Genomic DNA, 13,376 nt, shown 5'->3' on the forward strand with positions numbered 1-13,376 from the left:
TTCTACGGTTCTGGTCGTTCGATGAAATACTCGAACCCAGTGGAGTGTGAGAAGTTACCGGCACTCTCAGAGATGTAACAACCAACGTCTGGTGGATGCCAATCAAGCACTCTGTAAGCTCTCGTCCAGCCACGTCGTGTAGCTTCGGCAGCTCCGTATGACTATAATACAACGTGGGATGCAGACACCAATGATCGCTCCATCAGCGCGAGTACGCTGACCACCGGCGGGATCGAAAAGAATGGGTATAGAGTTACGCTCTGTAGTTCCTATCCTCAAGCCGGGACATTTGATGTCTCCAGCTTTCGTTTCACAATGAACTGTGTCAGGAAGAACAGAGCACCACCAGCAATAGCTATGCTAACTCCGAATCCAAACGGGATCAGTGTCAACGTTGTTGGATCATAAGTCCATTCAAACGTATAGACATCACCCTTGTACTGGACAGCGTGATTGGCAAACGTAGTGAGTGCAGTCCCTTCAACAGGAGCGGCTCCACCACCCTTCACCCGATCAAAGACAGCTTTTTCTTTTGATGTGAGACTGGAATACGAAACTTGCGATGCATCCGTGGAGGTGCCAACTTGGTCAACCTGGATCATGTACGATGTCGAATCAATCTCTCCGTATGCAGCAAAGCCAGTCATCGCAATTCCAATGACGAACAGTCCGACACTGGCCGCGTATAACCCAAGACGAAATTGTGGGGACAAATCCATGTATCCAGATGAGATGTGAATTAATATAAATATTATTATTCTATATCTGTGGTGTTTTGATTGTATTTTGATCGTTGATACTTTCGATCACCCCATCAATGTGAGCGTATTTGATCAGACCATTCACAGAACGCCCTACTCGGATATGGACTCTGTGGGGAGAGTGTCTCTTTCCGCATTATCACTGGCCCGTTCGGCGACAAGGACACCCACTTGGTCGTGTACGCGCTCGACTGCTGTGACCACGAATTCGGCGTCGGTGAGTACGTCGACGAGTTCTCCAACGGTAGCAGCATCAACGCCATGGCCAAATAGCGGTTCTTCAGGATCAGACGATCCGAAGAACATCGCGTCACCGAGGACGAACCGACGCGGGCCGAGATCGGCAATAACTTCGATAGCCTCGCGCTTTTCCTCGTCAGGAAGATGGTGCAAGGCGAAATTCGAAACGACGATGTCCACCTCACCGTCGTAGTGCGGGTCACGGAACTGGCCAAAGCCGAACTCCACGTTCTCGAGACCTCTATCGGTGGCCTTCGACCGCGCCTGCTCTATCATTCCGTCACTGATGTCGCGACCGACGACGTGGCCGGCGTTTCCGGCCAGCGCGAGTGCAATTAGACCTGTCCCCGTTCCGAGGTCGAGGACAACGTCGTCGGGCCCAGGGTTGGCGTGCTCGGCGACGAGCGAGGCGCACGCATTGTAGATTGTCTTCTGTTCACTACCGTGTTTGTCGTCGTACTGGTGGGCTATCTGCGAGAAGCGATCGGCGAGGTCCTGAAGGCGCTTATCCATTATTACCACCTCCTTTCGAAGTCTTCTTTTGACAGTTCCATGTTGACGGTCGTGCCGACTGCGTATCCATCGGCGACAGCAGACGGTATGGACGGAGGAGCTCCACTGGAGGCGTCTCCTGCAATGAAAAGACCCTCGACCGACGTAAACCCGATTCCACGCTGGGACCGCGTTGCATCGATGAGTCCACCCTGATTCACTTCGAGACCGAGCCGTTCTGGAAGCTCGCTGTGTTGCTCCATCGGTGGGGGATAGAATAGAGCGTGGCGAGCTACGCTGCGGCCATCCGCGAGCGAGATGCTTTCGAGTTCACTCTCGTTGCCAGAGCCGTTGAGTGCGGTAATCGGTTCGTCTTCGATTTCGATTCCTCGCTCGGCGAACAACGACCGTGTTTCTTCGTCGAAGACGTCCTGACCATCGGTGAATACGACGAGATCATCACTCAGATTGTAGATGAGCTTCGCGTAGTCGACCATGTGCTGATTCGTGACGATAACGCCGAGGGGTTCATCACGAACTTCGTAGCCGTGACAGTAAGGACAGTGATGTACGCCACTCCCCCACAATTCCTCGAAGCCTTCGGTATCTGGAAGGTCGTCCCTAACACCAGTTGCTAGTACGACCGTCCGACTCGTGACGGTCTCGTCGGAGTCAAGGGTGCTGATGAATCCACTGTCATCTCTCGAGACATCCGTTACCCGCGTGTTTCGGAATTCGCCCCCGTATTGCAATACCTCCTCACGTCCAAGACGGCGGAGATCCTCCGGCGAGATACCATCCCTTGTTAGATATCCATGGGCTTCAGCCGCTGGACCGTTACGGGGATAGCCGCTATCGCAGACCAAAACGCTGCGGAGCGAGCGCCCTAACTGGAGGGCTGCACTCAAGCCCGCAGGTCCACCACCGATAATGAGAACGTCGTACTCCCAATCACCGTCATCAGTTGTTTGCATAACTAATGCAATTAGGACATTGGAGATAAGACTGTCGTTCCCGGCGGAAGTGGCAGCCACTATGATAGAATGCAATGATAGGACCTAAACGACCGCATCTCTTCAAATTATATATCTTCTAGATGTCATTAAATTCTCAGGGCTACTCTGGTCCTACGAAAAGAATGCATTCAAAGTGCAAACTTTATCTAGCAGCAGTACCAAACCTCGACAATAATGCCAGACGCCGTACAAAATCAGCTCCGAGATGAACGAGAGTGTGAGGGTCTCCTTGACTGTATGTTCGGATTGAATGAGCTCGATCGAGGTGTCTTTAGACTGTTAGCAGAATGTTCTGAACCGCTTACCGTGGATCAAATTGCGGCGTTCATTGACCGGGAACGGACGACCGCGTACCGTTCAGTCAGACGGCTCCAAGAAACAGGAGTTGCTGTGCAAGAACAAGAAAGCTGTCCGAAGGGAGGCTATCACTACGTGTATCGAGTCTCAGACCCTGACGAGATAGCGGATAGACTCCAACGGATGCTCAATCAGTGGTACGCTGAGACCGGACAACTTATTCAGGAGTTCCGAGATGCGTATGGGGCGGATCATTCTCCAGAGATGGATCACTAACATCCCACGCTTGGTATCTGAGGCAGGATAAACTGGACGGACGTGGCCACCGATTACCTGACGCATTCGTCGACTCTTGACTTCTGCAAGCATTTCCGTGAAACAGGCCCAAACAGCCCTGAAACAGCCCAGTCTCCGAAACTGTGTCTGATTGCGGTAGCGAGTATTGATATAGCCATATACAGTATATGGCTGTGCATCTGCACAGAATATGCACAATAGACATTAATCACAGAGAGTAATTCCCTCAGAGAATACTAGAATCTCGTGTTCGTACTGCCGCAGTTCCCTGATACTCTTGAATGGTCTTTTGTAGTCCGTCAGTCTATTTCGAGCGACACATGAGTGAGAAGAGATGACCCTGTGAGCGCACCCGGCATTTCGTGACAGAGACCGCTGATTGCTGCGTTCGATTCAATTGGCTACCCAACTCCGGGTGAAATCAATGACCACGACGTTTCGTACATCATGTGACCATCTCTTTCGAAAGGATCCATTTTCAGGTACGGATGTGCGGCTCGTATTCGAGCTATCTTTCGGGTATGAATATATTGGTGCAGTAAACCGTGACGCAACACGCATCCATCATCCAAATACTCAAACTAGCGTTTTGATACGGTCGGTCCCCGTTCCCCAAACCGAGTTCAACAAGGACGCACAATCGAAAACGAGTGAAGGAGAAGAAAATCGAGAGCAACCACCTATTGAGCACTAGAGAGATGGTCGACGAATACACGTTATCGGAGCGAATAGATGTTCGCTTCGTAGACAGTCCGAACACGGTTACCCCAATCGTGGGTATACGTATCGATAATATCCTGTGCGACATCGCCACGAAGGTATTTCACGATTCCTCGATCCCCGGTTCGATCACGGAGATACGTCGTAAAGAAGTGACGGAAATAATGCGGTGTAACATTTTCTTCTGCCCCACCACCAACACGGTGCCAGCCCATCTGATTTGCGTGTCTTCGCACGAAGGTCCGTACTTGCGATGGCTCGAGACGGTGTCCCCACTTTCGACCAGTATCGACGAACAGCGGATCAGCAGGTGACGGTGCATCTGGCCGGATCGCAAGCCACGTGATCAGCGTCGCTTTCAGTTCTTCATCAACCGGGATGACGGTTACCCGCTTTCGTTTGTTCGAGGCCGTCCGCTCTTCGCCGTTGACAGTCTCCCCACGGTCGATATCACTGGCCACGAAAATTGTGCCTGTTCGACCATCAAGCTGTGGTCTATGAGTACGGCCGTACTCATCGCGGACGGTTGGGGCACCGAGATTGAGATCACGCAAGTCTAGGTTACAACACTCACCGACACGCAACCCGGTTTTCAGTAACGTCATCGTGACAGCTCGTTCGAGTGGATGTGTGATTCGTTCAATGAACGATCGCATCTTAGGAATAGACACTTCGCGCCGTGTCGGATCCGTATTAATAGACTCATCCATCTCTGCCATCACGAGGGCCATGGGATTTCCATCGAACGCTTCGGTTTGTGTCATATATGCATAAAATCGGTGTACGTAAGATGCATACGAGGCAATCGTGCTCTCAGCGTGCGAGCCACGAAGAGAGTGAACGAACGCCATACAGTCGCGCTGTCCAGCTGTTTCCGGAGATTTGCCACGATCCTGAAGGAATTGTTCGAATCGTCGAAGAACTCGTTCGTATGCAGCGAGGGTCCGCTCTGATTTTCCATGGTACGTGAGATCGTCCACAAAATATCCAATCGGATCGTCTACGCTTGCCGTGTCAGCTTTCATCGTCATTGGTCACTGTCTCCAATCAGAGTGTATCCACCGTTCCGACCACTGTACTTGATTTCGTTTTTCTCTTGTAGCGTATCAAGAGTGTGTTCGAGTCGGTCCTCAATATCGTCAGTCACGCCTGCAAGAAGTTCATCCCAAGTAAGATATCCTGCCCCACGAAGGACATCAAGGAGACGCATTTCGAGGTCGTCAACCCCCGGGGTAGCGTCCGTAGAATCGGTCTCCCCATCGGCATCTGATTCGGTGAAATCGAACCCTCGCCGACCCGCCTGCACCATCGATCGTAGAAACTCACTCTGTGTCATGTCAAGCTGCTCTGCGTGAGCAACCCATTTTTCCTTTTGCCAACGAGGAATGTGAACTTTCACCGACACCCGATCATCGTCGCTGCCCATGAATACGAGCATGTTTCTTTGGTACATCAATCTGTCCCCATAGAACGGGATAAGTATCCTTATCCCAAATTATGTACCCAGATTGGAGTGGGTTATCACCATATATCGTCTTTGATGGGGCTAGCAAAGATCAGTATTTGCACTACAAAATCAGATATTAATAGGCCCATTTGACAACTATCAATGCGCGATTACTGGTCACTCGGTAACTGAGTGAACCGCTACGGTCTGCCATTCATGACAAAGAGTATTCTCTCATCTAACAGTGAGATTGTTCAGATGATAGGTTGTTTTTGTTACTCTCTAGCAATTGTGAGCGTCGAGTCAGACAACCGAAGACCTGGTCTCGACAGGATACGCGATTATTCGAGGAGGGTCATTAGGGAACTCATTCGGGTTTCAGGCCGGACTCGCCGATGAATTCCTTAACAATCGTTTCTTCGGCCCGGTGAAGCACCCCACTCGCAGCAGACGGATTGACATCGAATGTCTCTGCTAGCTCAGTAAGCGTACAACCACGAGGAGTATCGTAGTAGCCGCGCTCAACTGCCTTTATGATAAATTCCCACTGACGATCTGTGAGTAGCTCGCTGGGGTCGTATGACTGCGTTACCGACTGAATTCTGTACGGGATACCAGCTTCTTCCAACGACTCCGGAAGATGTGATGTCTGTTCGTGTGTGACTGTGTGCTCTGCGGACAACCAGCCATCCTGAAGATGAGCAGGGAATTGTGGTAGAGCACCCGACGCGCGGAGAGCCCGATTCGATTCCGTTTCCGGGATCAAATACTGAATGACAACGAGCTGTGTATCAGTATGTAGCACCTCGTACGACAGTTCCGATGCGTCGTCGAAGTGTTGGATGACGGTAGTCGGATTCGGCGTCTCGATCTCCAACAATCCGAGGATCCCGTTGTCCGTCGGATGACTCGATAGAATCGTGAACTCCGTATCGGGCAGTTCTGTCGATACTGTGGCCAGCGGATCTGAGCGGGCCGCAGCGTCGAATGCGAGCTGGACGCGAGGCATAATTCGATAGTTGAGCGAGGACAATGATAAAACTGGCAAGAAAATCACGGTCTCATTGAGAAACCTTGCTACGTTGTGACTGAGATCAGTGGCTATTTCCCGACTCCAACACTCGGATAGAGACCAGTGGACGGCACAGAAAAGCAATGAGTTCGAGAGATACAATCGCGATCGCTGTATCATAGCCGAACCTCACGCACCGTTTCATAGTGTATTCCCTGACTAAAGCCGAGTGACATTACCAGACAACGATTGCTAAATCGTTCGTAGCCATGTTGATAGCCCTCAACACAATGATTTCATTTATTATTTGATGGAAATTATGTATGCTATGTCGGTCAAGGTCAGTCACGGTCTACAGTTGGAACACAGTGAGATCCGTAGACAGAAACAGCACACCGACAGTCCCGGAGTGTCGGTTGGGGACACTGAATGGTTTCTATTCACTCGAGCAGATCGAGACATTCACATCGACGCTATAGCAACGAGAGCTTTGATATCATAATGAATCGAGAATTTCAACCCACTCAGCAGTACCGCACTTCATGAGTCGGTATCGCACGACAGGGCTGTTCGTCCTACTGGCGGCGCTTTGGGGAAGTTCGTTTGTCGCTACGCGAGCCGCACTCTCTGCTGTGCCGCCAGTCCTACTCGCGGCTCTTCGCTTCGATATTGCTGGGATGCTCATGCTGTGGTATGCAATTGTGTCGACAGACAGGTGGCGACCGTCGACCCGATCAGGGTGGATTGAGGTCTCCGTCGGTGGAGTGCTATTCGTCGCCGCACATCATGCACTCCTGTTCATCGGCCAGCAGTACGTGACAAGCGCAGTTGCAAGCATCATCGTCAGCCTCGATCCCGTGCTTGCAGCTGTTTTTTCGAGCCTCCTCCTCACGACTGAGCGACTCTCGTGGAATGAGATCGTTGGGATCTGTCTCGGCGTCTTCGGAACGACGTTTATTGTCAAGCCAACATCACGAACGCTCGCCAGCGCAGATATCCGAGGCATCGGGTTCGTCTTTCTCGCTGCGGGAGCGTTTGCGCTCGGTGCAGTCATTACTAAGCGATATCGCACGTCGATTCCCGCGCAGTCGATGCAAGCGTGGATGATGCTCATCGGGGCAGCCTTGCTTCACGCAGCAAGTGTTGGTCTCCCGAATGAGTCGCTGGCGTCAGTCACGTGGTCGCCTGTCGCACTCGCTGCGCTCGGTTATCTATCGATTGTTGGCGCTGGTGGAGGCTATCTCATTTATTTCACACTACTGGATCGTATCGGTCCCGTTCAGATCAACCTCATCGGGTATGTGGCTCCAGTTTTCGCTGCGCTGAACGGCTGGGTGTTTTTGGGTGAGCCAATCACAGTAACAATGTTTTTCGGGTTCATGACCATCACTATAGGGTTTGTAATCGCAAAATACGACGAGATTGGCGAAGAGGTAACCCGCCTACGACAGTTCACACTGATACGAGAATAAGAATAGAAGGCGATTACTGAATTGAGCTTCAGGCGGCCACCCTATTTGCACCATCAGGCACGCGAAGTCTCAAGAATCGATGGACGGACACAGTGGATGTTACTGCACGACATATCTACCTGGATGAGAAAGTAACCACGGCGTGGGAACATGTGGTACCACCTATTTAAACAAGCGTATCAATAAGCATGTCACTCTCCACACTGGATACCGTTCGACTCACCAATGCCATCAGCATCATCGAATGGGTGGACAGCAGACGATATGCCTAACCAGACAGGCAATGTTGTCGTCGTTACCGGTGCGAACAGCGGGATTGGATACGACACGACCAAAGCATTCGCTCAAAAAGGTGCCCACGTCGCCGTGGCCTGCCGGAGTCCCGAAAGGGCGAACCGTACACGACAAAAGATTGAGTCGACGGTGAGTGATGCATCATTATCGGTACACGAACTTGACCTGAGAAATCAAGTAGCCGTTCGGCAGTTCGCTTCTGAGTTCAAATCCGAATTCGATCGGCTCGACGTGCTTGTCAACAACGCTGGCGTCATGGTACCTCCGTATTCGACGACCGATGACGGGTTTGAACTTCAGTTCGGCGTCAACCACCTTGGACACTTTGCGCTCACGGGACTCCTTCTCGAAGAACTCATCGAGACAGATGGGGAGACACGGATCGTCACACAGAGCAGTGTTGCTCACGACTACGGCGATATCGATTTCGACGATCTTCATCGTGAGCAATCGTACAACCGAACCGAGGCCTACGGACAGAGCAAGCTTGCGAATTTGCTTTTCACCTACGAACTGGACCGTCGGCTTCGCGCAGTCGGTTCGAATACGATAGCCGTTGCTTCCCATCCCGGCTGGTCTGCGACTGGACTCCAAGATGGTGACACCGAGTTAGGTGTCTCTAGTGTCCGGCGGACCGTCGCACGAATCGCGAATACGGTGTTCGCCCAGTCACCCGCCGATGGTGCACTTCCAACGCTGTATGCATCGACGGCAACCGATGTCGACGGAGGTCACTATTTCGGCCCGAGCGGAATCATGGAAATGCGCGGGAGTCCCACCCGAGTAGTATCCAATGAGACGTCGTACGACCACAAAACGGCACAGCAGCTCTGGGACATTTCGGGGAAACTGACTGGCATCACGTTTGAGATCGGTGAAGCGACAGCCACACAGTCTCTGCCGTAGGTAGCCAGACAAACGGCGGTATGCTTCCAATTAGGCTACCGCGAATTTCGTTACCACTACTCGGTTGGTTGAATCGAGAGTTTGTTCACATTACGCGATGGAGCGACCCCTCAAATTCACTACGATGGTCTGTGTTGACATGCGAGTGGTATGCGGGATATACTATTCGGTCGACATGGCGACGTACTGCTTTGAGCCGAGCGTTTGGCTGATGAGTTGAAACTCAGCCCGACGGAGGAGATCAGACGCAGCAGCGGCAGAAATTCCAAACTCGTCGGCGAGTTCCTGTGTTGATAATCTGCGTGGAGAGTCATAGTATCCCTGAGCGAACGCGGTTGAAAGTGCCCGATACTGTTTATCGGTGAGACCAAATTGATCACGCTCTCCGGGGTTCTCGGGATCGGAAGCGATGGTCAGTAACTCGAATGCAATATCGTGAAGTTCACACCGATCCCGGAGCGTTCTGAACGCATCGAAGTCAGAGAATACCTTCTGCTCTCTCAAGCCCTCGCTGGTGATTGTCGCGTCGATTAACACGCCTTCGAATTCGTCATAGTCATGTGAAGCTATGAGGTTGAAATCATCGTGGATGGTCAGCTGATAGAACCATCTTCCACCAGTCGGTCCGATTTCTACCGCGTCGTCAATCTCTGTTTGTGCGTCTGATCCGTTTTCGAAAGCTTCTCGTGAACTGCTATCTATACGAACCGTAAGGAGAAGCCGTTTGTCTTCAAGGGGAAGCCAACTATAAATCGAAATTTTTCCATTTGGAAGCGAACGCGCAAGGTCAACAAACGGAAGGGTTCGATCTGCGAGGAGGATCTCTGCGACGATAGCCATACGTGGATGTGTGGACCGAACTATGTAATCCACTTATTCAGTCGGAGACACTGGTGTGTCGTCTCCGACTGTAGGAAGACAACGGATCTGAACACCCAGCAGGCCTCATAAATCATATTCCGATATATGAAATGGCCTGTTCTGAGTCGGACGCGTACTGGAAAGGCTAAATTCAAAACAGGGGTATGAGAGTCAGAGGGTGCTAATATGAGACGCCTGGGTCAAGTCTTTGGTCACTATTCACAGCTTTTCGCTAATCGATCTCACCGTAATTCCTCTGTGGAATTCGATTTATCTAACCCAAGTCGCGGTGTTCAGACAGAGACGTTCCAAGTGGAACTCGAAATCACACTCTATTCAGAAACGTTTCACTTCGTGTCTGTCCCGGATCTCTACTGTAGAATAGAACCCGAAGCTATTCCGTATAGTAAAACTGTCCCGCAGAACATCTATCAGTCAACAGTATAACTCATATGATGACGATTACAAACGTTCGGAGGAGATAGCAGTATAGATGCAATACGACGAACTACAACAAATCTACGCTCAGGAGGGATACTATTGGGGCAAAGAACCGAACGAACTCGTTAAGCGAGCCGTCGACTACACTCCTAGCCGAGAGAGTCTGACAGCAATCGACGTAGGAGCTGGTGAAGGTCGGGATTCCGTCTATCTTGCCGATCAAGGAATAGACGTTACAGCCATTGACATCGCACCAAACGGACTCGAAAAGGCCAAACAACTAGCTGAGGAAATCGGTGTCGAAATCGACGTTTCTCAGGCAGATATCAATACGCTCCAACTCGCCACGTCGATCGACCTATTCTACTCGATAGGAACAATTCAGTATCTCCGTCCTGAGAATCGGTCCAATCAGTTCCAACATTTCCAAACTCAAACATGCTCCGGTGGCATTCATGCACTCTTCGCGTTCGTGGACCGAGACGACATCCCGCCTGCTCCCGACTGGGGTAAGAACGAATATTACTACGAGGAATCCGAACTGGACCAGTACTATGAGAACTGGGATTGCCTCTATACTGAGAAGCTGGTTTTCGATGATGACTCCGGTAGCGAACCACACCAGCACGCCGCAGTCGAGGTAATCTATCGCAATCCAGTGTCGAACTAATGAGATTGCTGTTTCCCGAAACAATCCAGACAGACCGACTCTGTGGCTGGCCGATTCCGGCTGATTATGTAGACATATGCCGTCCTTCTAAAACGAATCTGCTCGTTCTAAGACAGAGAACAAACTGAAGTGTCCGACAAATCGAAAGTGGGATAGAGATTATTCGGCACGAGATCACTCTCCAACTCAATCTCGACCTGCACAATCCGATGAACGTTTCATCGATTCGTGATATATTAATTACAGTAAATGAGTATCAGAACGGTGCCGTCATCTAGTGGTAGATCTCTCGTTACCCCAACGTTGTGACAGTGGTTTGTGCCTCAAAACCGTCTGGTGGTTGTTCGGTTACCTTCGCAATCGTTGGAAAGTTCGTGTCGAAACGTACGACCAACCGATACTGTACAGCTCCGAGCGATGTCTGACAGCTAGTCATCCAGACGGGGGTTTTTTTCTGCACAGATGCTACCGTGATTCTGAGTTCATCGCTTGCCTGATCGAGTGATATGTCAGTCAGTTTTACCTCTTCACACGGGCTGCCTTGCCACATCTTCCCCGTAATGATCACACTGTTTTCCTCTTTGTCAGTAGTTATTATTGGCTTGTTGTTGATTGGTTTTTCTGGCTGTTGGGAGAGGATAGTGAGCTCCGTTGATAGATCCGATGACAACTGATCACTAGAGATCGTTACTACCGACCAACCGCTCAGCAATACCGAAGATCCGAAGACGGTTTGTAACAAACTACGACGCCGCATATTCCTGTTATCGTGTAATTCATTATCAGTCTTCACCTGGATAAAACCCCCATATGATGCAGCCATATTTGACAGATCTGATTAGAGGATATACAATATTACTCTAGAGCATGAGAATTCCTAGTATATAATTGAGATATTATGTTTTTTAGATATCAATTTCTATATACCATCTAGAGAGCCGGGATAGCGCTCTATACTCAACTATCCAACTATACTATCTTTGTTAGTATTGGTTAGATCGTTGTGAAGCAAAAGTTAAAAATGTCCTTGTATTCCACTGTTAATACTATAGTTTAGTTTTCGACATAAAATCAGAACGGACGTGTGTCAAGCGTTATTACAGAGGTACCGGTGTAATACCGAAGTCGAAAATCACCGAGAATCCTCACAAAGTTCTCGGTCCACTCATGGGTCAGGGGTGGGTTGTGATTCCGGTCATGTTCCCCGGTTTCGAGGGGTCATAGTGATTGCCGCCCGAAAAATACGCATGCGCGAATCAAACAGACGATACGTGTTTGCAAAGCGGCCCGAAGGCGTTCCCGGAAAGGACGTATTCGAACTCGAGGAGAACGCTGTCCCCGATCCGGGAGAACGGCAGGTACTCGTTCGTACCGTGTATCTCTCGGTTGATCCGTACATGCGCGGACGGATGCGCGACAGGGAGTCGTATGCTGAGCCATGGGACGTCGGCGATCCACTGAAGGCGGCTGTCATCGGTCGCGTCGTCGACTCCAACTACGAACGTTTGAGCGAGGGCGATTACGTTACTGGCGAACTCGACTGGGCGGACTACACAGTCACAGACGGCGACGATCTTCACCCGGTCGATCCCGATCTCGCGCCGCTTTCGACGTATCTTGGCATCCTCGGAATGCCCGGCCGAACCGCCTATTTCGGACTGCTCGAAGAGGCACCTCCCAAGCCAGGTGACACTGTTGTCGTCTCTGGGGCCGCAGGTGCAGTCGGATCGACGGTCTGCCAAATTGCCTCACTCAACGGATGTCGAGTCGTCGGATTCGCAGGGAGCGACACAAAGATCGACTATCTCGAAGAAGATCTCGGAATCGATGCCGCCATTAACTACAAGGAGACGGAGAATTACCGCGATGCACTCGATACTGTCGCTCCCGATGGTGTCGATGTCTATTTCGATAATGTGGGTGGACCGATCACCGACGCCGTATTCACGAATCTCAACACCGATGCTCGGGTTGCGATCTGCGGACAGATCGCCCATTACAACGACGAAAGTGTGCCAACCGGCCCGCGGAAACTCCCACAGATACTCCCATTGCGCGCGACGGTCAGCGGGTTCATCGTCAGTGATTACGCCCCTCGATTTCAGGAGGCAACCCAACGTCTCGGTGAGTGGGTCGCAAACGGTGATCTGACGTACCGTGAGACGGTTACGGAGGGCCTCGAAAACGCGCCAGACGCGTTCCTCGGTCTGTTTGAAGGCGAAAACATCGGAAAGCAACTCGTCAAGGTCACAGATCCCGACGAATAACGAAGCGTCAACTCACAACCGCGTCTTATTATTATCGCATTCGATCTCGGGGAGCCATCACGGTCAGATGGCACTATCGACGAGAGGGAGAAGACAGACATACATCCAAGTTATTCGGATTTTGGTTCAGTTTAGCTACTGCTGGAGCTCCATCGATACTTCGTGCAATGAACACCGGGGGTC

The 13,376-nt window shown here is 51.0% G+C and carries 13 protein-coding genes; 5 read left to right on the forward strand and 8 right to left on the reverse strand.

Going from position 1 to position 13,376, the window contains the following annotated elements; all coding sequences use genetic code 11:
- Positions 1-275 precede the first annotated feature (275 nt).
- The 3 genes from MW898_RS09875 to MW898_RS09885 all read right to left on the reverse strand — a co-directional run bounded on the left by MW898_RS09875 (position 276) and on the right by MW898_RS09885 (position 2,467).
- Positions 276-719, reverse strand: a complete 444-nt coding sequence (locus tag MW898_RS09875; RefSeq protein ID WP_248906784.1) for a DUF7979 domain-containing protein — start codon at positions 717-719, stop codon at positions 276-278.
- 135 nt (positions 720-854) lie between these two features.
- Complete coding sequence (locus MW898_RS09880) at positions 855-1,514, reverse strand: class I SAM-dependent methyltransferase (protein WP_248906785.1); 660 nt, start codon at positions 1,512-1,514, stop codon at positions 855-857.
- Between the two features lie 2 nt (positions 1,515-1,516).
- Entirely contained in the window at positions 1,517-2,467 is a 951-nt protein-coding gene (locus MW898_RS09885) for an NAD(P)/FAD-dependent oxidoreductase (RefSeq protein WP_248906787.1), read from the reverse strand.
- Between the two features lie 216 nt (positions 2,468-2,683).
- On the opposite strand from MW898_RS09885, the gene MW898_RS09890 reads away from it, so the two are divergent.
- Entirely contained in the window at positions 2,684-3,082 is a 399-nt protein-coding gene (locus MW898_RS09890; protein WP_248906789.1) for a helix-turn-helix domain-containing protein, read from the forward strand.
- Positions 3,083-3,819: 737 nt separating this feature from the next.
- Here MW898_RS09890 and MW898_RS09895 read toward each other — a convergent pair.
- The 3 genes from MW898_RS09895 to MW898_RS09905 all read right to left on the reverse strand — a co-directional run bounded on the left by MW898_RS09895 (position 3,820) and on the right by MW898_RS09905 (position 6,279).
- On the reverse strand, positions 3,820-4,848 hold the full coding sequence (locus MW898_RS09895) for a tyrosine-type recombinase/integrase (protein WP_248909743.1): 1,029 nt from the start codon (positions 4,846-4,848) through the stop codon (positions 3,820-3,822).
- 2 nt (positions 4,849-4,850) lie between these two features.
- The gene (locus MW898_RS09900) at positions 4,851-5,249 is read right to left on the reverse strand and encodes a DUF5805 domain-containing protein (protein ID WP_248906791.1); all 399 of its coding nucleotides are present in this window, start codon (positions 5,247-5,249) and stop codon (positions 4,851-4,853) included.
- 388 nt (positions 5,250-5,637) lie between these two features.
- Positions 5,638-6,279, reverse strand: coding sequence for a helix-turn-helix domain-containing protein (locus tag MW898_RS09905; protein ID WP_248906793.1), 642 nt, complete (start codon positions 6,277-6,279; stop codon positions 5,638-5,640).
- A 545-nt stretch (positions 6,280-6,824) separates the two neighbouring features.
- On the opposite strand from MW898_RS09905, the gene MW898_RS09910 reads away from it, so the two are divergent.
- Together MW898_RS09910 and MW898_RS09915 are read left to right on the forward strand one after the other, a co-directional pair.
- A complete protein-coding gene (locus MW898_RS09910) occupies positions 6,825-7,754 on the forward strand; it encodes a DMT family transporter (RefSeq protein WP_248906795.1) in 930 nt (309 codons plus the stop codon).
- Between the two features lie 225 nt (positions 7,755-7,979).
- Positions 7,980-8,954, forward strand: a complete 975-nt coding sequence (locus tag MW898_RS09915; protein ID WP_277999778.1) for an oxidoreductase — start codon at positions 7,980-7,982, stop codon at positions 8,952-8,954.
- Between the two features lie 162 nt (positions 8,955-9,116).
- Here MW898_RS09915 and MW898_RS09920 read toward each other — a convergent pair whose 3' ends face one another.
- A complete protein-coding gene (locus MW898_RS09920; RefSeq protein ID WP_248906799.1) occupies positions 9,117-9,794 on the reverse strand; it encodes a helix-turn-helix domain-containing protein in 678 nt (225 codons plus the stop codon).
- A gap of 514 nt (positions 9,795-10,308) precedes the next feature.
- On the opposite strand from MW898_RS09920, the gene MW898_RS09925 reads away from it, so the two are divergent.
- The gene (locus MW898_RS09925) at positions 10,309-10,926 is read left to right on the forward strand and encodes a methyltransferase domain-containing protein (RefSeq protein WP_248906801.1); all 618 of its coding nucleotides are present in this window, start codon (positions 10,309-10,311) and stop codon (positions 10,924-10,926) included.
- Between the two features lie 292 nt (positions 10,927-11,218).
- On the opposite strand, the gene MW898_RS09930 is transcribed toward MW898_RS09925, so the two are convergent.
- Positions 11,219-11,749, reverse strand: a complete 531-nt coding sequence (locus tag MW898_RS09930; protein ID WP_248906804.1) for a hypothetical protein — start codon at positions 11,747-11,749, stop codon at positions 11,219-11,221.
- Positions 11,750-12,173: 424 nt separating this feature from the next.
- Between MW898_RS09930 and MW898_RS09935 the strand changes: the two genes are divergently transcribed.
- Complete coding sequence (locus MW898_RS09935) at positions 12,174-13,193, forward strand: NADP-dependent oxidoreductase (RefSeq protein ID WP_248906806.1); 1,020 nt, start codon at positions 12,174-12,176, stop codon at positions 13,191-13,193.
- Positions 13,194-13,376 lie beyond the last annotated feature (183 nt).

Source organism: Halocatena marina, from assembly GCF_023276375.1.
In the GTDB taxonomy this organism is placed as follows: Archaea; Halobacteriota; Halobacteria; order Halobacteriales; family Haloarculaceae; genus Halocatena; species Halocatena marina.

What these genes read in the sequence shown, in the direction of transcription:
- MW898_RS09890 (WP_248906789.1), top strand. Translation starts at nt 2,684, where the DNA reads ATGCCAGACGCCGTACAAAATCAGCTCCGAGATGAACGAGAGTGTGAG.
- MW898_RS09915 (WP_277999778.1), top strand. Translation starts at nt 7,980, where the DNA reads ATGCCATCAGCATCATCGAATGGGTGGACAGCAGACGATATGCCTAAC.
- MW898_RS09935 (WP_248906806.1), top strand. Translation starts at nt 12,174, where the DNA reads ATGCGCGAATCAAACAGACGATACGTGTTTGCAAAGCGGCCCGAAGGC.
- MW898_RS09875 (WP_248906784.1), bottom strand. Translation starts at nt 719, where the DNA reads ATGGATTTGTCCCCACAATTTCGTCTTGGGTTATACGCGGCCAGTGTC.
- MW898_RS09920 (WP_248906799.1), bottom strand. Translation starts at nt 9,794, where the DNA reads ATGGCTATCGTCGCAGAGATCCTCCTCGCAGATCGAACCCTTCCGTTT.
- MW898_RS09885 (WP_248906787.1), bottom strand. Translation starts at nt 2,467, where the DNA reads ATGCAAACAACTGATGACGGTGATTGGGAGTACGACGTTCTCATTATC.
- MW898_RS09900 (WP_248906791.1), bottom strand. Translation starts at nt 5,249, where the DNA reads ATGGGCAGCGACGATGATCGGGTGTCGGTGAAAGTTCACATTCCTCGT.
- MW898_RS09925 (WP_248906801.1), top strand. Translation starts at nt 10,309, where the DNA reads ATGCAATACGACGAACTACAACAAATCTACGCTCAGGAGGGATACTAT.
- MW898_RS09905 (WP_248906793.1), bottom strand. Translation starts at nt 6,279, where the DNA reads ATGCCTCGCGTCCAGCTCGCATTCGACGCTGCGGCCCGCTCAGATCCG.
- MW898_RS09895 (WP_248909743.1), bottom strand. Translation starts at nt 4,848, where the DNA reads ATGAAAGCTGACACGGCAAGCGTAGACGATCCGATTGGATATTTTGTG.
- MW898_RS09930 (WP_248906804.1), bottom strand. Translation starts at nt 11,749, where the DNA reads ATGGCTGCATCATATGGGGGTTTTATCCAGGTGAAGACTGATAATGAA.
- MW898_RS09880 (WP_248906785.1), bottom strand. Translation starts at nt 1,514, where the DNA reads ATGGATAAGCGCCTTCAGGACCTCGCCGATCGCTTCTCGCAGATAGCC.
- MW898_RS09910 (WP_248906795.1), top strand. Translation starts at nt 6,825, where the DNA reads ATGAGTCGGTATCGCACGACAGGGCTGTTCGTCCTACTGGCGGCGCTT.